This window comes from Flavobacterium sp. xlx-214 (genome assembly GCF_013874595.1).
Classification (GTDB): domain Bacteria; phylum Bacteroidota; class Bacteroidia; order Flavobacteriales; family Flavobacteriaceae; genus Flavobacterium.
The window spans coordinates 2456445-2478131 of record NZ_CP059431.1 but is presented as its reverse complement, the minus strand read 5'-3'; the positions used below and the strand labels follow the sequence as shown (position 1 = coordinate 2478131).

Here is a 21687-nt window from a genome sequence, read left to right as displayed (position 1 = left end):
AACTTAAAAAAAGCAGAAAAGACAATTGAACAACGTTCAATCGTCTTTAAAACTTTATTTTCTATATGTTTATGCAAACATTTTTGCAACTTTTTCTGCTTTTTTGCTTTCAGAATAATCGTAAAAACCTTCACCAGATTTTACACCTAATTTGCCTGCCATTACCATGTTTACTAATAATGGACACGGAGCGTATTTAGGGTTTTTAAATCCATCGTACATTACATTTAAGATAGATAAACAAACATCTAAACCAATAAAATCGGCTAATTGTAATGGCCCCATTGGATGTGCCATACCTAATTTCATTACGGTATCAATTTCAGAAACACCAGCAACGCCGTTGTATAATGTTTCGATAGATTCGTTAATCATTGGCATTAAAATACGGTTGGCAACAAAACCAGGATAATCGTTTACTTCTGTAGGCGTTTTTCCTAAAGCTAAAGATAAATCCATAATTTTTTTAGTAACCTCGTCGGTTGTATTGTATCCACGGATAATTTCAACCAATTTCATAATAGGCACCGGATTCATAAAGTGCATACCAATTACACGCTCTGGATTTTTAACTACTGCTGCAATTTGCGTAATTGAGATAGATGATGTGTTTGATGCTAAAATAACATCTTCTCTGCAAACTTCGCTTAATTCTTTAAAGATGTTTAATTTCAACGTAACATTTTCAGTAGCAGCTTCAACTACTAAATCGGCATTTACAACACCGTCTTTTACATCGGTATAAGTAATGATGTTTTCAATAGTTGCTTTTTTGTCGGCTTCTGTGATAGATCCTTTAGCAATCATACGATCTAAATTAGCAAGAATGGTATTCATTCCACGCTCAATAGCTTTGTCTGAAATATCAATTAAACAAACTTTAAATCCTTTTTGTGCAAATGTATGAGCAATTCCGTTACCCATTGTTCCTGCACCAATTACAGCTATATTTTTCATTTTTATTTTTTAATACGAATTTATGCGAATATACTTTAATTAATTTATTTACCGAAACAATTGATGATGCGATGTGCTATTCTTAACGCATTGGTACCATCTTGTAGGGTAACAATAGGTGTGGTGTTGTTGGTAATAGCATCGGCAAAGGTTTCTAACTCATCTAAAATAGCGTTGTTGCTGTCTACTTTAGGATTGTCGAAATAAATCTGTTTTTTTACACCTTCGGCATTTTGAAGAATTAAATCGAAATCACCAGGAATTTCAGGTGCATCTTTCATTTTTACAACTTCACAAATTTTGTCTAAATAATCAACCGAAATGTAGGCATCTTTTTGAAAGAAACGTGCTTTACGCATATTTTTCATAGAAATTCGGCTTGATGTAACATTAGCCACACAACCATTTTCAAACTCAATACGCGCATTGGCAATGTCTGGAGAATCACTAATAACGGCAGTTCCGGTTGCGTGAATATCTTTTACAGGCGAGTTTACTACACTTAAAATAGCGTCAATATCATGAATCATTAAATCTAAAACCACAGGTACATCGGTACCACGAGGATTAAATTCTGCCAAACGATGCGTTTCAATAAACATTGGATTGTTTATTTTATCTTTTACAGCCTTAAACGCCGGGTTAAAACGTTCTACGTGCCCCACTTGTCCTTTTACGTTGTATTCTTGTGCTAAAGTAATAATATGCTCAGCTTCTTCAACCGTATTTGAAATGGGTTTTTCTAAGAAAATGTGCTTTTTTGCTTTAATAGCTTCAACGGCACAATCATAATGCGAAAGGGTAGGAGTTACAATATCAACCACATCAACCGCCGCAATTAAATCGCTAATGCTATTAAAAGAATGATAACCGAATTCTGCTGCTACTTTTTTTGCATTTTCTTCAGAAGGATCATAAAACCCTACCAATTCATATTTTTCTGATTGATTTAATAATCTTAAGTGAATTTTGCCTAAATGTCCTGCGCCAAGCACGCCAATTTTTAACATAGTGAATGTTTTTTACAAAGTTAAAATATATTTGAAAAACCGAAGTGTTTTATTACCCGAAAGTTACCTTAATTTTAAAAATAATCATTTTGAAAGCTTGGGTTAACTATAAAAATATATGTAATTTTGATGCAGTAAGAAAGGAATTTTAAACGTGAAAGATACTGCTAAACATCAAGGATTAAGAAACCAGTTAGTACAATTATTGGCGCAAAAGGGTATTTACGATACTAATGTATTAAATGCAATGAATGCTATACCTCGCCATTTGTTTTTAGAATCTGGTTTTCACGATTTTGCTTATCAAGATACTGCTTTTCCTATTGGTGCTGGGCAAACTATTTCTCAGCCTTTTACTGTTGCTTTTCAATCGCAATTATTGCAAGTAAAACCCGATGATAAAATTTTAGAAATAGGTACAGGCTCTGGCTATCAAACAGCTGTGCTGTGTAAAATGGGAGCTAAGGTGTTTACTGTTGAACGTCAGAATGAATTGTATCGAAAAACATCTGTTTTATTACCTAAATTAGGTTACAGACCACGTGTTGTTTCATTTGGAGATGGATACAAAGGTTTGCCTAATGATGCCCCTTTTGATGGTATTATTGTAACTGCTGGCGCACCATTTATTCCGCAACCTTTAATGGCGCAATTAAAAGTAGGAGGAAGGCTGGTTATTCCTGTAGGTGATGACGTACAAGTGATGACTTTGTTGATAAGAACTTCTGAAACACATTTTGAACAACACGAATTTGGAGATTTTCGATTTGTACCTATGTTAGAAGATAAGAATTGATCTTTTTCTCTGAAATTAAGGTTTGATGTTTATAATATAATAAAAAAAAATAGACATATAATAATAAGTCTTAAAAAAAGCCTTCCAAATTTGTAAGGCTTTTTTATTTAACTTTTTGTATTCTTTTTTGTAGTGATGACAAGTATTCCATCTTTGAATAAAGCATTATATTTTTCTTTTGATACCTTATCTTTTAAAACGGTTATGCTTTCAATGTTATTTGGATGTATACTTCTAAAATCATCTTCAAGAACTTTAGTTCCATCAACCACATATATTAAATTACTAGTCACTATCTTATTATTTGATAATTGTTGATTATCGTTTGAATCTTCAATTTTTACAACTTTACCATCTGCATCTTTGTAAACCGTCCTTTTACTGTTTGATCCATCTCCATTTTTAGATATAACATATGTTTCCTCAATTGTTCTATATTGTGGATTATGATTAATTCTAAATATATTAACTTGTGAATTATTGAATAAACTACCTCTTAAACGTAAAGGTTCTTTTGTATTTACTTCATCAATATGTTTTTTTAATTCTTCTTGTGTTGATTCTTTACCGTTAATAAGGATTTTATCAGAAGGTTTACCAGTATCATTGTTTGCAATGTTAAAAGAGAAAGTTTCAGTTTCACTTTTTTTTGTTGTTAATTTAATTTCTATTTTATTCTCATCAACATACATTGATCTGATTGTTTTGGTGTCAAATTTTTTTAATTCCTTTTTAGTCAAAAGTATATTATCTACATAAATAGGGTATTTTGCAGCAATTCTGTCAAAAGCTTTTCTGTCAGAAAGCAACAATTCTAAATCCTTATCTAAATTTGTTATATCCTTTATTTTTTTCGTTTTAATGATCACTACATTATCAACATCTTCCTTAAATTTAGCTTTAGTTTCTTGATCTCTGTGTACATTAATTGATAAAATATCTTTTGGATTTAAGGTATAAGCTGCACCTATTGAACTTTTTTTACCATCAATTATATATATTACCTTTTGATTAGTGCTTATTTTATTTATCCAACTAGCATCTTTCCATTCTTCTTCTGTAATTGTAAAATTAGGCTCCAGTTCATTATCAACAGTGTAAGAGTATTTAGGTTTCGCATCATATTTTTCAACTCTAAAAGGCTTGTTATTGTTTGGACTTACAATGATTAAAAATGGATCTATATTTTTATTATTATCAGAATTTCTTTCTGATGTAGATATTTTAAGATCTTTATTTCTAATGGTATAATCTAACGATTTAATTTTGTTGTTATCAAATTTAACATTGCGTACACTAAAATCAATATTATAATTTTCTTTAAGATTCTTTGTTAGTTTAGCAAAATCATCCTTTGTAAAGTTGTCTCTTACTAAAAAATAATTTTCTTCTGTATCCTGTACTTCAAGAGTTGTAATTTGGGCAACGGTTTCAATTTGAAACAAGCCAAAAAAAGTGAATAGGGCAGGCGTTGCTAATAAAAATTTAAGTTTTTTCATATGGTTTGATTTTTGTGTATTTAATTGTAAAATGCGTTTTTTTAAATCGGTTGCCTGAAAAGCATTTACCAATTCATTTACAGGGTGTATTTGTTGGTATTGTAGTAAACTTTTTTGATATAAATAGCTGTTTTCTGTGGTTGCCATTTTGGCATCAACTAAAAATTCTAAATTAAGGTTCATGTCTTTACGTAACATTTTTAAGAACGGATTGAACCAAAAGAAATCGATAACGAAACTAATCAAAACTAAATCAAAGGTGTGTTTTTGGGTTAAATGAATGGTTTCATGTTGTAATAAAAGCGAATAGTTTTCGTTTTGTACGATTTCTTTCGGAACTACAATCCATTTGTAAAAACTGTAAACTGTAGTATCTTTTGAAGATAAACGAATGGTTTTATTTAAGTTGTGAACAGGTAGTCTTGTAATAAATTGTATCATTTTTGCAATATGATGCACACGCAACACTATTCTTATGAAAGATATTGCTGCTAGAATAATAAACAATACTAACAGCCAATTTATATGTTCATACCATTGTTGGATTGGTGCTAAAGTTTGATTTGAAACCATTACACTATTAGAATCAAAACTTGAAATAGCATTGTTAAGAACAATTTCTTCTATTTTAGTGAAATAAATCAGCGGCAAAATAAAAGCAATCAAAAGGGTACTTATAAAATACCAACGATTAATAGTATAAAAGGTTTCTTTTTGAAGGAATACTTTGTAAAACATCCAAAAAAAGATGAGTAAACCATTTGCTTTAAGAATATAGATGAATATGATTTCCATACGCTTATTTTTTATTTTTTTCGATAATGTTTAGTAGTTCTCGGATTTCAGTTTCTGTTAGTTTTTCATCCTTCACAAAGTAATTGACTAAATTGGCAACCGAATTATCAAAATACTTTTTGATAGATTCTTTTACATAAACACCTCTGTAAGCTTCCAGGCTAATTAAAGGATAATATTGGTGTGATTTTCCATAACTTTTGTGTGCCACAAAACCTTTTTCTTCTAACAAGCGTACAATTGTAGACAGCGTGTTGTAATGTGGTTTTGGCTCGGGCATTTTTTCTAGTATATCGTTTACAAAAGCTTTTTCTAGTTGCCAAAGCACTTGCATTATTTCTTCTTCTTTATTGGTTAGTTTTTCCATTGCTTACTTTATTTAATTCAAAATTAAACTATTTTTTTAGTTACACAACTATTTATATAGTTTTTAAACTAGTTTTTTAGTTTTTAAAATTCTTTTTAAAATGTGTTACCTTTGTTATTCATCATTTTTGTATGGACAAAGAATTAAATTTAAATATCGATCAATTTACAGTTAGCCCCTTTTTTTCGGTTATTTCGTTTCATAAAGTTGTTGATTCTTTAAAAGAGATAACAAAAGAGAAAGATGCACCTTATCGTGCAGTTTATGCCCAATCGCTTATTGAAGAAGTGAACAAAGTACCGGAATTGTATACTGGTGTAACTTCCAAAAAAACGATCTACCAAAATTTAGATTTAATACACAACTTATTAGCCGATTTGTTTCCTACGGCTTTAACATACAATGAAATTAAGGCGGTGAGTTTGCCTTTTCAGAATTTCAATTTCAATTTTACCAAGCGTTTTCAGCAAATTATTAATGATGCAGGTGAGGAGTTTGAAATCAACATTCGTGATTTTACCAATGATCAATACTACATTTTTAGTTGCTGTTTAATTTTAAACACGCATTACGGAGAAAATTTCGATTTAACGCGACCTCTTTTTTACGATATTCCTGACAAGAATGGCGTAAATCGTCATTATAGAATTGTTTATAATGGCGATTTTTGCGAATTAATTCCTACAGAAAATGCGGTTACCATTACCAAAGAAGATATTCAACTATTAAAAAATAGTTTTGATGATGTTGAAATTTGGAAACAAAAATTCCCTAATCACAGCTGGATTTTAAAAGGCTTTGGTATTTTAACACTGTTTGATGTTACTATTGAAAACACCATTTCTAACATAAAAACCAATTTGTTAAAAGCGGGCCAAGAAAATATGAGTGTTTCTATTGCGCAAGATATTTTTAAATCAATTTTTAAAATCAAAGACATTGGTTTTGGTGTGTTTTTTGTCAATAATGATAGTCGTACGTTTATTGATTTACCAGCAAAGGTTGAATTTCCAAGTGTTTTTAATCTTTATAATAAAAAAGTTTCAAAAGAAGTTATTGGCGCTGCAACTCAATTTTTTAAAGAACTTGATCAAAAAGAAGAGTATTATTGTGTAACGGATATCAAGCAATTGTATCATCATAAAGAATGGATTCCGTATTTAGATTATTTACAATCGCGCAACATACAGAGTTTTATATTAGCGCCTATTCGTAAAAACGATGGTTTTCAGGCATATATAGAACTTTACAGCGCTACGCCTTATGCTTTGCACACCATAAACGCCAATAAGTTAAACGATGTAATGCCTTTATTGAATGATACGTTTGAGCGCTACCATAATGATGTTAAAAATGAAATTGATGCTATTATTCAGCGTGAATACACTACTATTCACCCAAGTGTAAACTGGAAATTTGAAGAAGAAGCTCAAAAATTGTTTTATGCAAAAAATGTTAAAGATCAAAATGTTCTAAAACAGATTGAATTTGAAGGCATTTTTCCGTTATATGGCGAAACCGATATTCAAGGATCATCTGGTTTTAGAAACAAAGCAATGCTTGCCGATTTAAAAAAACAGCTAAAAGAAATTTTAAATATTCTTGAGTTTGTAAAACCTTTTGAAGAAGAGTTGCTTTTTGATCAACGTATTCACGAAGTTATTTATTTTCAAAATCAATTAAAGAAAAATCAGTTTGTTGCCGAGGCACAAATTAACCGATACATTGTTGATAATTTTCATCCTTTAATTAAAAAGCTAAGCGAAAAAGAACAATACAAAAAAATCATTCAAAAATACAAAGAGCAAATTGATCCTAAAACCGAACGTTTTTTAAATCAGCGTAAGAAATACGATATTGCTATTCAAAGCATCAATAAAAATTTAAGTGATATTATTGATGAAGAGCAAGCAATTATTCAAAAAGTGTATCCGCATTATTTTGATCGTTTTAGAACCGATGGTATTGAGCATAATTTATTTATTGGTGCCAGCATTGCACCTAAACAAGTTTTTGATGTTATTTATTTGTACAATTTGCGTTTGTGGCAAATACAAGTAATGTGTAAAATGGTTGTATCGCATCAAAGAGTAAAAGAAAAACTAAGTTTTGATATGCAATTAACCAGTTTAATTATTGTGTATAACGAAGCTGTTTCTATTAAATTTAGAATGGATGAAAAACGTTTTGATGTGGAAGGAAATAATGATATACGTTATGAAATTCTTAAAAAACGTTTGGCAAAAGCAACCATTAAAGATTCTACAGAGCGTTTAGTACAAGCCAATAAATTAGTAATTGTATATTTAAACGATTTAGAAAAAACGGAATACTTAAATTACATTCAATATTTACAAATTCAAAATTATTTTACTTCAGAAATTGAAGAAATAACAATTGAAGATTTGCAAGATATTACCAATTTAAAAGCATTACGCTTAACTATTAACACAACCTTTGATTTAGCTCATTTTAAATTTTTTAGCTATTCAGATTACATCAAATATTATACTACAACTTAATAAAAGCTAAGCAGAAAGCCGATACCGATAAAATAATGCCAATCATAAAAACGGTATATGAAATGCTTAGCAATTTGTATTTTCGGTTTAAAACCAAACCTAAATAATACAAATCTTTAATTAAGGTATCGTATAAATAATCACGATCTTTCATTAAATCGTTCATGGCTGTATTAAAATCGTTTAGTTCTAATTGATGAAAATTACCAAAGAATAAAATATTGGCTTTTCTAGATTGAATATCGCTTTTAATATTAGGATTGCTACTTACTTTTGGCTTGGTAGCCATAATGGTAAATACAATAGTAATAACGCTAAAAATAAGCAATACAAAAGTAGGAATTATTAAATGCGCGTTACTTGGACTATCTAATTTTGGAATAATAGCCGTTAACGTAATAGAAATGATGATTGAGTTTACAGAAAGTAAAATGTTTGCTTTACTATCGGCAATAGCACTTAATTGGGTATGGTTGTTTAAGGTAACTCTAAACAACGTGTCAATTCCGCGTTCTGGTCTATCTAACTTCTCTAATTTCTTTTCTTTAAGTTCCTTATTGGTACTTTTTTTACCTAATTTCTCTTTTACATTTTGATCGTAAATTTTAAACAGGTTTTTTTCCTTTTTAGGTTGCCAAAATGTTTTTGCATAATTGGTATAGTAATGTTGTATTTTAGTAAACATTTTAATGTTGCCCGCACACCATTCTTCGTCAGAAATTTCTTTGTTTTGTATAAACTCAATTTCTTTTTTTAACACCATGCAATGCTCTTGATAATTATCTAATGTAAAATGATAAAAATCGGCATCTTTCATACACATTTCTAAAATATTGGTTGGTTCTTTTCCAAATTTAGTTGCCAAAATAATAGCACAAACATTTTCAATATTTATTGAAAAATTAGACTCATTATTTATGAACTCTTTAAAAATAGTGCAGCTTTTTTCTTCGTGATTTTCATTTCCGTAAATATAACCCGTATCATGAAACCATCCTGCCAATAGCAGTTCTATTGAATTCTGTTCTTCAATACCTTCACCTTTAATTAGCTCTTTTAAAGCTGTAACCACACGCAAAGTATGTAAAAAATCGTGGTAAATATATTCAGCAGAAAGTTTATCTTTGAATAAGTTAAAAACGTATGCTTCGGCTTTTATTAAAAGTTCCATCAACGAAAAAATTATATGTTTAAAGTTATGAAATTAAAGTTACCTATCATAAAAATATCTTTTTTCACAATAATTACGTTTACCGTAGTATCGTGTGCCTCGTATCACGAGCAAATGGGTAAAGATTTTAAAAGCAACATGCTAAGTAACGAAAATTCTGGTAATTTATTGCACGAAATTGTTGTGGTAGGCGATGCAGGTAATGCAGACGAAGCAAACGGACAGAAATTATTACAGACAGTTTCTAACTACGCTACCGATGCAAAATCTAAACAAACCCTTTTATTTATTGGCGATAATATTTATCCTTTGGGAATGCCAAAAGTAGGAGAGAAGGACCGTTCTGTTGCAGAAGCTAAATTAGATGCGCAAATTGATGTAGCTAAAAAAGTAAACGGTTCTACTGTTTTTTTAGCCGGAAATCATGATTGGTACCACGGTTTGGATGGATTGATGGAGCAAAAAACATACGTTGAAAGTAAACTGGGTAAGAAATCGTTTATGCCTAAAAAATACGAAGCTATTGATGCTTTAGAAATAAACGATCAATTAACTATTATTACTATTGATAGCGAATGGTTTATTCAAAATTGGGACAAGCATTCTAATATAAACGAAGGAAGTTTTATAAAATCGCGCGAAGATTTTTTTGAAGAGTTTAGAAGTTTAATCAACAAAAATCAAAACAAAGTTACGGTAGTTGCTATTCATCATCCTATGCTTACAAATGGTTCGCACGGAGGGTATTTTTCAGCACGTCAGCATCTTTTTCCCTATAAAAATATACCACTACCCGTTTTAGGAACAATTGGTAATTATTTAAGAAAAACATCAGGGGCTAGTCCTGCTGATATGCAGCATACGTATTACCGCGCTTTGGTTGATCGTTTAAAAACATTAACCAAAAATCAAGAGCAAGTTATTTTTGTTTCAGGACACGAGCATAATTTGCAATATATTGAAGATGATGGTGTTAAACAATTAATTAGCGGAGCAGGTTCAAAAAAAGAAGAAGCACGTAAAGTACAAGCAAGTAGTTATTCTTTAGGCGATTTAGGATTTGCTACTTTAAAAGTTTACGAAAACAATAGGGTCGATTTAAGTATTCATAAATTAAATGAAGCAGGTGAGGAAGTTACTTTTCAAAAAAGCGTACTAATGCCTTATGAATATACAAAAAAGTTTCCCGAAGTTACGCAAACTACTACAACAGCATCGGTTTACACACAAGAGTCGGTACAAAAATCAAAAACATATCAATTTTTATTTGGTAAACACTACCGCAGTATTTACGGAACACCAGTAAAAGCACCTGTAGCTAATTTAGCAACACTTTATGGTGGTTTAACGCCTATTATTTCTGGTGGTGGTAACCAATCTATGTCTTTGCGATTAGAGGATACACAAGGTAAACAATATGTAATGCGCGGCTTACGTAAAAGTTCTAAACAGTTTTTACAATCGGCTATTTTTAAAGATACTTATGTGGAAGATAAGTTAGAAGATACTTATGTTTTAGAGTTTATTGACGATTATTACACCACATCGCATCCGTATACTCCTTTTATTTTAGGAAAATTATCTGATGCTGTAAATTTATATCACTCAAATCCTAAGTTGTTTTATGTCCCTAAACAAAATGCTTTAGGTAAGTACAATGAAATCTATGGAAATGAGTTGTATATGATTGAAGAGCGACCTCATAAATCACAAAAAGATTTAGATTCTTATGGAAATGGCGATGATATTATTAGTACGCAAGATTTATTAGTGAATTTAGAAAAAGATGAAAAATACCAAGTAGATGCTAAAATGTATTTACGTGCACGTATTTTTGATTTTTTAATTGGCGATTGGGATCGTCATTCGGATCAATGGCGTTGGGTTGAAAAAAAGGAAGGAGATAAAATAATGTATCAACCCATTCCACGAGATCGTGACCAAGCATTTGCTAAGATTGATGGTAATCTTTTATCACTTTTAAACAGATTGAATCCTTTGCGTCACATGCAAACGTATAAAGAAAAGTATGGCAATCCGCGTTGGATAACAAAATCGGCTTTTCCTTTAGACAAAGTTTTTCTTCAAAATACATCACTTACAGATTGGCAAAATACCGCACAAGAAGTGGTTGATGGTATTAGTGATAAAGCAATTGAAGAAGCTTTTAATGAATTGCCTACAGAAATTAAAAATCAATATACTAATGATATTATTCGTGTTTTAAAAGCAAGAAGAAGCAAACTAGTTGAATTTTCTGGTAAATATTACAACGAGCTTTTTAAATACGCAACGGTTGTTGGTACCAATAAAAAAGATTCTTTTGTTGTAAAAACGACTAAAGAAAAAGTTATTGTTGATCATTTTAGAGCTAAAAAATCGGGCGATACGTTAACAACAACTTATACCTATTATCCAGAAAATACGAAAGAAATTTGGGTTTATGGTTTAGATGACGACGATGAAATTAAGGTAGAAGGAGAAAAATCGCCTATTAAATTAAAATTAATTGGTGGTAGAAATAATGATGCTTATAATGTTGCAACACATACAGCTACCAAAATTTTCGATTACAAATCAAAGCCTAATAATTTTGATGATAAAGGCAATGCAAGCGTAGTTTTAAAAGATCAATACGCTTTAAATCAGTACGATTACCGCAAAGCACCGTTAAATATTATGGCTTTATTTCCTGATGCTGGGTATAATAGAGATAATGGTTTAATGCTTGGTTTGTATGGTGTTTATACGGTTAACAAGTTTAACCGCAATCCTTATTCGCAAAAACATCAATTACGTGTAAAGTATAATTTTGCTACATCGGGCGTGTCTGCGGTATATAAAGGTAGTTTTAAAGATTACTCTAACACAGGTTATATTACGGTTGATGCTTTATCAACATCGTCTAATTTTACAAAAAACTTTTTTGGATTTGATAATTTAAAAGAATACGATCATGAAAAGTTTGAAGAAAATCATTACCGTGTACGTACATCGCAATTTGAATTTAAACCATCATATGAATGGAAAGGTCGTAATGGAAGTTCATTTTTGTTTGGACCAACTTATGAATCAACAAAGATTGAAGAAACCAATAATCGTTTAATTGATGAACAATTACTTACACATTTGTTTGATACCTATACACGACAACATTTTGTAGGAGGACGCTTAAAATATCAATTTGAAAATTACGATAACATTCAAGAACCTACTGTTGGTTTAGGTTTTATGGTTTTGTATGGAGCGCGTTTCTTTGCTGATGATTTCGACAAATCGCACCAATATTTAAATTCTAAACTAAATTTTGTGGTGCCTATTTCTAACAATAAAAAATTAACGTGGTCATCAACTTATTTATTTGAAAAGATTTTTGGAAACGATTATCATTTTTATCAAGCAGCATCAATTGGTTCTAATAACGGATTACGAGGTTATCGTCAGCAACGTTTCATAGGACATACCTCTTTTGTGGCAAGTCAGGATATTCGCTATAAAATGAAAAACATTACCAATGGTGTTATTCCATTAAGTTATGGTTTGTATGTAGGGTATGATGCAGGTAGAATTTGGAATAAGTACAACCCAACAAATCAATGGTACCAAAGTTACGGTGCAGGTTTGTGGTTAAATGCGCTAGAATCGTTTACAGGACATGTAGGATTATTTGCAGGTAAAGAAGATCAGTTAGTTACATTTGGTATTGGATTTAAGTTTTAATTTAAATCCAATACATATACTTTTCCTTCTCCTTTTGCTTTTTCACTTTCGTCTGATATGAATAATTCCTTATCACTTTTAAACGTTAATGCTTCTTTTTGAGAATGATGATTCAGTTCCACAACTTTTAAATTATCTTGTGTAAAAGATGCATCGTTTATAAAATCAATTAAAAAAACTTTATTGTGTGTAGAAAGTGCTATTTTATCTTCAGCAGCATTCATTGCAGCACCTGTAATAGCACAGTTTTTATATTGATCGCACGTTTTTAAGGTTGCTAGTTTAACCGCTTTAAAATTTCCTGGCTGGTTAGGCACTTTGTAAACATAAAAAGTACCATCAAAACCTTTAGCTCTGTTTTTTGTAAACAAATAAAAAGCATCTTTGGTTGCAACAAAAGCTTCACAATCATACAACAAATCTCCTTTTTTAGGGGGAAAACTTTGTTGATCTTCGTAATAAAACGAGGTTTCTTGAGAACTTTCTACTTCATTATTTTGCAAGGTAGCAGCATCTACTTTTAAAATGCGTAAATCTTGTCTATCGTTTTTATTATTTCCAAAATTACCAATGTATAAATTACCTTGTTGGTCTTGTGATAAATCTTCCCAATCGGTGTTTTCCTGATTTTTTACAGTAATGGTTTTTTCAAAAGTTCCTTCGGTAGTATAAACATACAACTCTGAGGGATTGCCTTTGTCTTGCAACATCCAAAATTTTTGCGATGGTTGATGATAAGTCATTCCAGAAATTTCGTTATGCTTTTTATCTAACGAAAAAACTTCCTTAAAATGAGTTTCTTGCGATTTGGAATTACAAGCAAATAATATAAATGCGCTTAAATAAATAAGATGCTTTTTCATAAAACAATTTTTAACAAAGTTAAAAAAAAGACCTTCAATAAAGAAGGTCTTTTAAATTTGGTTAGATTATTTGAAAATTGATTTCTTCTGCACTATTTTGCCTGTTATTTTTGTTGTTTTTTAATGTAAATTGTTTGTTTTTTTGATTGTTTTCTAGTTTATATCCAAATGATACATCAAAAGGTAATAGTTTTAAATCGGCTGTACCAAAAGTAATGGTTTCCCATTTTTGATTGGTTAAATATGAAAGTTCTATGTATTCTAACTGATTACGATTGTATTTTTCATTAGTAAATTTAATATCAATACCATGTTCTTTAGCAATTTGCTCAATTTCTTTTAGTTTTTCAGTAGATGTTGATCCCGAAACGGTTATATAAGATGTTGAACTACCTTCTAATATAACCGATCTAACCACTTGAGTTTTTGGTTTAGAAGAATTTTCAAATGAAAATTCTTTTTGTTGGGCATTTCCATAAAAAGAAAGTAACCCAATACTTAATAAAAATATTTTTTTCATTATGTGTCTTATTTTATGGATAACGATTTATGAAAGGAATTATTGTAAATATTTTTAATAAAAAGTGTAAATTTGAATAAAAAACAATGCGTATTTTATTATTGCTTCTTTTTTATACATCTGCTTTTTTTGCACAAAATACAAGAGAAGATGTATATGTTTTTCAAGATAATTTAAAGGCTTTTTATTTAAATGAAGAAACAACTCCGTTAACTAAAGAGGAGTTAGCTAACTTTATTGGTATTCAATTTTACCCATATTCAGAAGATTATATTGTAGAGGCAAAAGTTGAATATTTAAAAAAACAACCTGTTTTTAAAATGATTTCAACTGGTTCTAAACAACAAGATTATAAACGGTTTGCTCTTTTGCATTTTGAACTTTTTGGTCAAAAACATACGTTAGAAGTATATCAAAATATTGCTTTAAGCCAAAAGAAAGGATACGAAGATTCATACTTTTTACCATTTTTAGATTATTCAAACGGAGAAACAACTTCTGAAGTAGGCAGGTATATCGATTTAAAGATTCCTAAAAAAGCCAAGAAAATCATTTTGAATTTTAACTATGCCTATCATCCGTATTGTGCTTATACACATGGATATTCTTGTCCTATAACGCCTTCAGTAAATAGTATCAATCAAGCTATTGATGCTGGAGTAAAATATTAAAATATGTATTTCAATATTCACACACATTCATTTTCTAATAATGATGAAATCATTGAATTAGTGAATCAATATCCTAATGATATCGATGTTTCATTGCCTTATTTTACGGTTGGTATTCATCCTTGGTATATAAACGAAGATACTTTTTTAGATGAATTAGCTTTAATTGAAAAATATTTGCAATTACCTAATTGTAAAGCGCTGGGTGAGTGTGGTTTAGATAAACGAATTGAAACAAGTTTAGAAGTACAAAAAAAAGTGGCAATTGCGCAGTTGTTGTTAGCAGAAAAGTACAAAAAACCTGTAATTTTGCACTGCGTAGCGGCTTATCAGGAAGTCATTGAAATAAAAAATAAGTTACAACTTACAGTTCCTTTAATTATTCACGGTTTTTCTAAAAATGAACAAGTAGCTAACAGTTTAATAAAAAATGAATTTTATTTATCATTTGGTAAGTATCTTTTGCGAAATCCTGAGTTGGGAAATGTACTTAAAAAAGTTCCTTTAAATAACATCTTTTTAGAAACAGATACTATTAATGAGACTATTGTTGATGTATATGAAAAAGCCCAAAGTATTTTACAAGTAGATGTATCAAAGATAATTGAGCAAAATTTTAATAGAGTTTTTAACCTTTAGTAGCAAATCGATTTTTCGATCGAAGAACTACTATTCAAATTACAAATTAATGGCTGTTTGGCAAGAAAGAGCAGAATTATTATTTAAACCAGAAGGTTTACAAGTTTTAAAAAACGCAAACGTTTTAATTGTTGGTTTAGGCGGTGTGGGATCGTTTGCAGCAGAATTTATTGCCCGCGCTGGTGTTGGTAATATAACAATTGTTGATGGTGATACTGTTGATATTACCAATATAAACCGTCAGTTACCCGCGTTACATAGTACGGTTAATTTACCTAAAGTTGATGTCGTAGGAAATCGTTTAATGGATATAAATCCTGAACTAAATTTAATCAAGATTCAAGAATTTATTTCACCAGAACGAGCTTATGAAATTGTTACCGATCAGTATGATTATGTATTAGATTGTATAGATAGCATTACACCTAAATTAAATTTAATTGTTGCGGCAAAAAAGGCTCGAGTAAAAGTTATTTCAAATATGGGTGCTGGTGGTAAAATGCTTGCAAGTAAAGTAGTGGTAAAAGATATTAGCAAAACTGATGTTTGTCCGTTGGCTAAAGTTATTCGTAAACGATTAAGAAAAATGGGGGTAAGTAGTGGTGTTAAAGCTGTTTTTTCATTAGAAAAACCTGATGAAAGTAGTTTAAAAATGACCGACGGTACCAATTTTAAAAAATCGTTTTTTGGTACTAACAGTTGGATGCCTGGTTTGTTTGGTTTGCATAGTGCCGAAACCGTTATTAGACATTTGTTGAAAGAAAAACAAAGCAACAACTAAGAATTATAGGATAAAAATTATTAATTTACAGAAAAATATAAATACAATGAATTTTCAAAATACTCGTGAATTTGCGCAATCATTAGACGCACAAGATACGTTGTCAAAATATCAAAGTGAATTTGAATTTCCTAAAGTTAACGGAAAGAAAACAATTTATTTTACAGGAAACTCTTTAGGATTATTGCCAAAACGAGCTAAAAAATATGTAGAAGATGTAATGAACGACTGGGGAAACTTAGCTGTTGAAGGACATTTTTATGCTGAAAAACCTTGGTGGGATTACCACGAACGTTTTTCAAATCCATTATCAAAAGTAGTAGGTGCTAAGCCAAGTGAAGTGTCTGTAATGAATACTTTAACGGTAAATTTGCATATGATGATGGTTTCATTTTACAATCCAACAGCAAAGCGTTTTAAAATTGTTTGTGAAGAGAAAGCATTCCCAAGTGATCAGTATATGTTTCAAACACAAGTGAAGTTTCATGGTTTTGATCCAAAGGATGCAATTGTAGAAGTAAAGCGTAGAGAGGGCGAACATAATTTACGTACAGAAGATATTATTGCTAAAATTAATGAAGTAGGAGATGAGTTGGCATTGGTATTGATTGGTGGTATCAATTATTATACAGGCCAAGTGCTAGATATGAAAACCATTACAGAAGCAGGTCATAAAGTGGGTGCTAATGTAGGTTGGGATTTAGCGCATGCTGCTGGAAACATAGAATTACATTTACATGATTGGAATGTAGATTTTGCTTGTTGGTGTAGCTACAAGTACATGAACGCTGGTCCAGGAAGTGTTTCAGGATATTTTGTTCATGAAAAACACCACGATAAAAATCTAAACCGTTTTGGTGGTTGGTACGGTCATAATAAGGAGCGTCGTTTTTTAATGGAACCAGAATATACACCAAATGATGGTGCTTTAGGTTGGCAAAGTTCTTGCACAGGTGTTTTGGCAATGGCACCTTATTTAGCATCTGTTGAAATGTTTGACGAAATTGGTATGGATGCTTTAATTGCAAAACGTAATTTAATTACATCTTATTTAGAGTATATTGTTGAGGAAGTTGCTGCTGAAACAGGAGCAAATTTAGAAATCATCACACCAAAAAATCCAACTGAAAGAGGTTCTCAATTATCAGTTATCTTACATGGTCAAGGTCGCGATTTATTTAATTATTTAATGAAAGAAGGCGTAATTGTTGATTGGAGAGAACCAGCGGTTATTCGTTTAGCACCAGTGCCATTGTATACTTCTTTCGAAGAAATGTACGAATTTGGTCAAATCTTAAAACAAGGAATTTTAAACAAATTATCATAATCTCTGATTAAAAAATGTCAGCAAAACAACAAAAAATTGATTCATTCGATCCGTCGCAACCAGGTTTAGCAGATGCTAGCATTTATGGTTTGCCTTTTACAGCTGAAGAAAGTGAAATTATTGTAGTTCCTGTGCCTTGGGAAGTTACTGTAAGTTATGGTGCAGGTGCTTCTGAAGGACCGGATGCTATCATGGACGCTTCTTTTCAGGTAGATTTATTACACCAACAATTTCCTGAATTATGGAAATTAGGTATTTATATGGATGAAGCTCCAGAATCTTGGGCTAGCAACAGTGCTAAATATAAAAGCTTAGCGCAACCTATTATTGAAGCTTTAGAAAATGGGGAAGATGTAGAAACATTTCCTGTATTACAAGGCGATTTAGATAAAATCAATAAAGCTACAGCTCAATTAAATCAAGAAGTAAAAGATAAAGTATTGTCTTGGATGAATCAAGATAAAAAAGTGGTTCTTTTAGGTGGTGATCACTCTACACCTCTAGGTTATTATCAAGCATTGGCTTCTAAATATGATAATTTTGGAATTTTACATTTTGATGCACACATGGATTTACGTATTGCTTACGAAGGTTTTACACATTCACACGCATCAATTATGTACAATGCTATTCAGTTACCGCAAATTTCGAAATTGGTTCAAGTAGGTATTCGTGATTTTTGTCAGCAAGAAGTTGATGTTGTAAAATCTTTTGATAAAGTGAAAGTGTATACTGATGCCGATTTAAAAGCAAATGCTTTTGAAGGAAAAACATGGAAAGAACAGTGTGATGAAATTTTAGCAAATTTACCGCAAAATGTTTGTGTAAGTTTTGATATTGATGCTTTAGAGCGTTGGTATTGCCCTAATACAGGTACACCAGTTCCTGGAGGGCTAACTTTTGAACAAGCTACTTATTTGTTAGATAAGTTAGGCGCATCTAATAAAAACATCATTGGAATGGATTTAGTAGAAGTTGCACCAGGTGATGATGATTGGGACGGAAACGTAGGTGCCCGATTATTGTTCCACATGTGCGGTGTTTACGCTAAAAACAATGGAATGAAAGTAGGAGATAGTATTACTTTTTAATAGAATAAATTTTAATGTTCCCAAAAAATATTTTTTGGGAACATTTTTTATATATTTCTATGTCTTTCCACTGGTTTAGTTTCATCAAAATGGTATCGATAAGTTCTTAGTTTTCTACTTAAATCAGCGCCAAGACCTTTAGCTACATTAATCATTTTAGGATTAAAATCACCTATCCACTGCATTTCATAATCAGTATAAGATAATTGAGAAGCCATTACTTTTTGTCCTTCAATTACCATATAATTATCTACGCCTTTTCCTTGCCATTCTGGTACCACTCCAAAAGCAACACCTACAACACGTTTACTTTTATGAAATAACTTATAATACATAAATTTTATCTTTTGAAATAAACCAAACTTTCCATTAAGATGCTTAAAGTATTGGTTTAAGTCAGGAAGGTTAAGCCAAAAAGCTACAGGTTTGTTTTGATAATAAACAAACCAAACTATTTTAGGGTCTATAACAGGTTTCATTGTTTTAAAAATAAGTTTTCCTTGAGATAAACTCATATCTTTTCCACCACCATGTGAAGCCCAAGCTTTGTTATACACAAAAACAAAATCGGCTACATATTTATCAAGATCGTTAATATTCAAATACTCAGCTCTAAAATCGCTGTTTTTAGCAATAACATCATGACGTTCATGTAATTTAGGTTGTAACTTTTGTGTGATAGGCAACGCAAAACATTCTTGATTAAAGTAGGTTTTAAAGCCATAATTTTCAAATAATTCAACATAGTAGGGGAAATTGTAGTTCATGTTGTATAAAGGCTCATAAAAACCTTCTACTAACAAACCCCACCATTGATCGCGCTCTCCAAAATTAATAGGACCATCCATTGTTTCCATATTATGAGATTGCAACCATTTTTTTGCCTGATCAAACAAATAGTTGGCAGCTGTTTGGTCATCAATACACTCAAAAAAACCAATTCCACCAATAGGTGCTTTTCCTTCGTACTTTGGGTTGACAAACGCTGCAATACGTCCAATCATTTCATCGCTTCCATTAAATAAATTCCAGCGAATAGCTTTTCCACCTCTTTGAAATAATTTATTTTTAGTTGGATCAAAAACTTTTTCAATATCTTGATTTAAAGGCTGAATCCAGTTTTTATCTTGGGCATATAGTTTTATAGGAAAGTTCAAAAATTGCTTTTTGGTCTTTGCATTCTTAACTTCTACTGTATACATACATTTCTTTTAAGTCTTAAACAAAGGTACAAAAACTTTGTAAGCTTGTTTAAAAATCAGGGGCTACTTCAAAAACAACCCATTCTTTTGATATTGGATGATAAAAACCAAGGGAAAAAGCATGCAAATGCAATCTATCTGCCTTAGTACCATATAAATCATCGCCTTTAATAGGTACATTTAAACCTAATATATGGGCGGAATGCATACGTAATTGATGCGTTCTACCCGTAATAGGTGTAAATTCAATTCTAGTTTCGTTTACGTTTGTTGCAAGAACTTTGAACTTTGTTTGCGATTTTTTTCCATATTCATAACAAACCATTTGTCTTGGTCTATCGTCTAAATCGCCTCGCAAAGGAAGATCAATAGTTCCTTCATTCTCACTCACTAAGCCATCTAAAAGAGCTATATATTTTTTAGCTACCTTACGCTTAATAAATTGTTTTTGTAAATTTTCATGTACATCTTTATTTTTTGCTAGAACCATTATGCCTGATGTAGACATATCTAAACGATGCACTATTAAGGGCCCGGTAGCATGCGGGTAACGATTTTTAATGCGTTGATAAACAGAGTCTGATATATGAATTCCAGGAACAGACAAAAATTCTGCAGGTTTGTTTACTACAACTAAATAAGGATCGTCATAAATAATGTCTAATTTTTTACCTTCTGCAGGATTCTTTAAAAAAGGATTTTCTTCCACTTCCAAACCTTGTAGCATATGACCTAAAATAGGCTCGCATTTACCCCAACAAGAAGGATAATATTGCTTGTGTTTTCTAATTTCGGATTTTGGAGATTGTCCCCACCAAAATTCTGCTAATGCAACTGGTTTTAAATTATGTTTATAAGCATATTGAAATAATTTGGGTGCACAACATTCTCCTGCACCCGCAGGTGGTAAACCATGTAATGAATTTTCAAAAATACTTTTTAACGATTTTAATTGATGTTTTGCATTTAAAAAGGTGTAATTGGTAAATAACCATTGTTGCAAATGATTTGACTTTACTTTACGTTCTTCTTTAAGATTTTGAATTATTTTTTCAAATTCATGTTTTTTAATAACTAATTCATTAATAGTTGATTGATGTTCATTACTTAAAGTTTTAAGTAAATGTTTATCATATAAACTTTGTTTGACTAGTTCTTTTTGTAAAGCATCAAAATCTGTTGTAGAAAGGCTTCCTATTTGGTTCTCACGAACCATTTTTCGTTGTTCTTTCTTAAGCTTCATTTCATGTTTAAAAGCAGTAATTTTTTGATCACTTTCAACTTGATACGTTTTTATTTTTTGTTCTAAATCCAATAAATCAGTATTGTTTTCTAGGTTATTAATTTCACTATTAATGGCATTTAAGTCTTTCTCTTTCATTAAAAAATAACCATCTTCATGCAACATATCAAACACGGGAGGAACAAAAAATGCAACTGAGTTACTATTAGCCAATTTACCTGAATATGCTGCTAAATAACCCAAAACACCCTCTTTTTCAACAACTAAAACCCCAAACATTTTTCCAATAGGTAATAATTCATTAGTAGCATCTAATCCAAAATTATGCTCAGAATTAAACTCGTTTTCTAAGTATCTTTGAACTTCATTTGCAGCTATTTCACATAAAGGATGAACCTTGTAATAAAAAGGAAAATTAAGTTTTTCAGGAAGTTCTATTTTGGAAACATCTTCTGAAAATGGAATAAAACACGAAGTTGTATCTTTTGAATGAAATAACATTGTAAATTATAT

The 21687-nt window shown here is 30.8% G+C and carries 17 protein-coding genes; 8 read left to right on the top strand and 9 right to left on the bottom strand.

Features of this window, described 5'->3' with window-relative positions:
* Positions 1–69: 69 nt before the first annotated feature.
* Complete coding sequence (locus H1R17_RS11575; protein WP_163431251.1) at positions 70–957, bottom strand: 3-hydroxyacyl-CoA dehydrogenase family protein; 888 nt, start codon at positions 955–957, stop codon at positions 70–72.
* Between the two features lie 44 nt (positions 958–1001).
* Entirely contained in the window at positions 1002–1967 is a 966-nt protein-coding gene (locus H1R17_RS11570) for a Gfo/Idh/MocA family protein (protein WP_163431250.1), read from the bottom strand.
* 154 nt (positions 1968–2121) lie between these two features.
* Between H1R17_RS11570 and H1R17_RS11565 the strand changes: the two genes are divergently transcribed.
* Positions 2122–2763 (top strand): protein-L-isoaspartate(D-aspartate) O-methyltransferase, encoded by a 642-nt coding sequence (locus tag H1R17_RS11565; protein ID WP_163431249.1) that lies wholly within the window; start codon positions 2122–2124, stop codon positions 2761–2763.
* A 107-nt stretch (positions 2764–2870) separates the two neighbouring features.
* Here H1R17_RS11565 and H1R17_RS11560 read toward each other — a convergent pair whose 3' ends face one another.
* Positions 2871–5057, bottom strand: a complete 2187-nt coding sequence (locus H1R17_RS11560) for a M56 family metallopeptidase (RefSeq protein ID WP_163431248.1) — start codon at positions 5055–5057, stop codon at positions 2871–2873.
* A 4-nt stretch (positions 5058–5061) separates the two neighbouring features.
* Positions 5062–5424, bottom strand: coding sequence for a BlaI/MecI/CopY family transcriptional regulator (locus H1R17_RS11555; protein ID WP_163431247.1), 363 nt, complete (start codon positions 5422–5424; stop codon positions 5062–5064).
* 131 nt (positions 5425–5555) lie between these two features.
* Between H1R17_RS11555 and H1R17_RS11550 the strand changes: the two genes are divergently transcribed.
* A complete protein-coding gene (locus H1R17_RS11550; protein WP_163431246.1) occupies positions 5556–7946 on the top strand; it encodes a GAF domain-containing protein in 2391 nt (796 codons plus the stop codon).
* Here the strand turns inward: H1R17_RS11550 and H1R17_RS11545 are convergent.
* Positions 7936–9117: a Pycsar system effector family protein gene (locus H1R17_RS11545; RefSeq protein WP_163431245.1), complete on the bottom strand. Its 1182-nt coding sequence runs from the start codon at positions 9115–9117 to the stop codon at positions 7936–7938. The two genes, H1R17_RS11550 and H1R17_RS11545, sit on opposite strands and share 11 nt — an antisense overlap.
* A gap of 27 nt (positions 9118–9144) precedes the next feature.
* On the opposite strand from H1R17_RS11545, the gene H1R17_RS11540 reads away from it, so the two are divergent.
* Entirely contained in the window at positions 9145–12837 is a 3693-nt protein-coding gene (locus H1R17_RS11540) for a metallophosphoesterase (RefSeq protein WP_163431244.1), read from the top strand.
* Here H1R17_RS11540 and H1R17_RS11535 read toward each other — a convergent pair.
* Together H1R17_RS11535 and H1R17_RS11530 are read right to left on the bottom strand one after the other, a co-directional pair.
* Complete coding sequence (locus H1R17_RS11535; RefSeq protein WP_163431243.1) at positions 12834–13700, bottom strand: hypothetical protein; 867 nt, start codon at positions 13698–13700, stop codon at positions 12834–12836. The genes H1R17_RS11540 and H1R17_RS11535 overlap by 4 nt on opposite strands.
* A 61-nt stretch (positions 13701–13761) precedes the next feature.
* On the bottom strand, positions 13762–14220 hold the full coding sequence (locus tag H1R17_RS11530) for a hypothetical protein (RefSeq protein ID WP_163431242.1): 459 nt from the start codon (positions 14218–14220) through the stop codon (positions 13762–13764).
* An 86-nt stretch (positions 14221–14306) separates the two neighbouring features.
* Here H1R17_RS11530 and H1R17_RS11525 point away from each other — a divergent pair, with 86 nt between their 5' ends.
* The 5 genes from H1R17_RS11525 to H1R17_RS11505 are packed head-to-tail and all read left to right on the top strand — an operon-like array spanning position 14307 to position 18729.
* Complete coding sequence (locus H1R17_RS11525; protein WP_163431241.1) at positions 14307–14891, top strand: DUF1684 domain-containing protein; 585 nt, start codon at positions 14307–14309, stop codon at positions 14889–14891.
* Positions 14892–14894: 3 nt separating this feature from the next.
* A complete protein-coding gene (locus H1R17_RS11520; protein WP_163431240.1) occupies positions 14895–15530 on the top strand; it encodes a TatD family hydrolase in 636 nt (211 codons plus the stop codon).
* A 49-nt stretch (positions 15531–15579) separates the two neighbouring features.
* On the top strand, positions 15580–16311 hold the full coding sequence (locus H1R17_RS11515) for a ThiF family adenylyltransferase (protein ID WP_163431239.1): 732 nt from the start codon (positions 15580–15582) through the stop codon (positions 16309–16311).
* A 46-nt stretch (positions 16312–16357) separates the two neighbouring features.
* On the top strand, positions 16358–17638 hold the full coding sequence (gene kynU / locus H1R17_RS11510) for a kynureninase (protein ID WP_163431238.1): 1281 nt from the start codon (positions 16358–16360) through the stop codon (positions 17636–17638).
* Between the two features lie 14 nt (positions 17639–17652).
* Complete coding sequence (locus tag H1R17_RS11505; RefSeq protein ID WP_163431237.1) at positions 17653–18729, top strand: agmatinase family protein; 1077 nt, start codon at positions 17653–17655, stop codon at positions 18727–18729.
* 47 nt (positions 18730–18776) lie between these two features.
* On the opposite strand, the gene H1R17_RS11500 is transcribed toward H1R17_RS11505, so the two are convergent.
* On the bottom strand, positions 18777–19931 hold the full coding sequence (locus tag H1R17_RS11500; protein WP_163431236.1) for a hypothetical protein: 1155 nt from the start codon (positions 19929–19931) through the stop codon (positions 18777–18779).
* A 49-nt stretch (positions 19932–19980) separates the two neighbouring features.
* Positions 19981–21675 carry an RluA family pseudouridine synthase gene (locus H1R17_RS11495; protein ID WP_163431235.1) on the bottom strand — a complete coding sequence of 565 codons (1695 nt, stop codon included), beginning with the start codon at positions 21673–21675 and terminating at the stop codon, positions 19981–19983.
* Positions 21676–21687 lie beyond the last annotated feature (12 nt).

Bases quoted from the DNA above. Each gene is read 5' to 3' on its own strand.
- H1R17_RS11570 (WP_163431250.1), bottom strand. From the start codon at position 1,967: ATGTTAAAAATTGGCGTGCTTGGCGCAGGACATTTAGGCAAAATTCAC.
- H1R17_RS11555 (WP_163431247.1), bottom strand. From the start codon at position 5,424: ATGGAAAAACTAACCAATAAAGAAGAAGAAATAATGCAAGTGCTTTGG.
- H1R17_RS11515 (WP_163431239.1), top strand. From the start codon at position 15,580: ATGGCTGTTTGGCAAGAAAGAGCAGAATTATTATTTAAACCAGAAGGT.
- H1R17_RS11530 (WP_163431242.1), bottom strand. From the start codon at position 14,220: ATGAAAAAAATATTTTTATTAAGTATTGGGTTACTTTCTTTTTATGGA.
- H1R17_RS11535 (WP_163431243.1), bottom strand. From the start codon at position 13,700: ATGAAAAAGCATCTTATTTATTTAAGCGCATTTATATTATTTGCTTGT.
- H1R17_RS11495 (WP_163431235.1), bottom strand. From the start codon at position 21,675: ATGTTATTTCATTCAAAAGATACAACTTCGTGTTTTATTCCATTTTCA.
- H1R17_RS11550 (WP_163431246.1), top strand. From the start codon at position 5,556: ATGGACAAAGAATTAAATTTAAATATCGATCAATTTACAGTTAGCCCC.
- H1R17_RS11560 (WP_163431248.1), bottom strand. From the start codon at position 5,057: ATGGAAATCATATTCATCTATATTCTTAAAGCAAATGGTTTACTCATC.
- H1R17_RS11520 (WP_163431240.1), top strand. From the start codon at position 14,895: ATGTATTTCAATATTCACACACATTCATTTTCTAATAATGATGAAATC.
- H1R17_RS11540 (WP_163431244.1), top strand. From the start codon at position 9,145: ATGAAATTAAAGTTACCTATCATAAAAATATCTTTTTTCACAATAATT.
- H1R17_RS11525 (WP_163431241.1), top strand. From the start codon at position 14,307: ATGCGTATTTTATTATTGCTTCTTTTTTATACATCTGCTTTTTTTGCA.
- H1R17_RS11505 (WP_163431237.1), top strand. From the start codon at position 17,653: ATGTCAGCAAAACAACAAAAAATTGATTCATTCGATCCGTCGCAACCA.
- kynU (WP_163431238.1), top strand. From the start codon at position 16,358: ATGAATTTTCAAAATACTCGTGAATTTGCGCAATCATTAGACGCACAA.
- H1R17_RS11545 (WP_163431245.1), bottom strand. From the start codon at position 9,117: ATGGAACTTTTAATAAAAGCCGAAGCATACGTTTTTAACTTATTCAAA.
- H1R17_RS11500 (WP_163431236.1), bottom strand. From the start codon at position 19,931: ATGTATACAGTAGAAGTTAAGAATGCAAAGACCAAAAAGCAATTTTTG.
- H1R17_RS11575 (WP_163431251.1), bottom strand. From the start codon at position 957: ATGAAAAATATAGCTGTAATTGGTGCAGGAACAATGGGTAACGGAATT.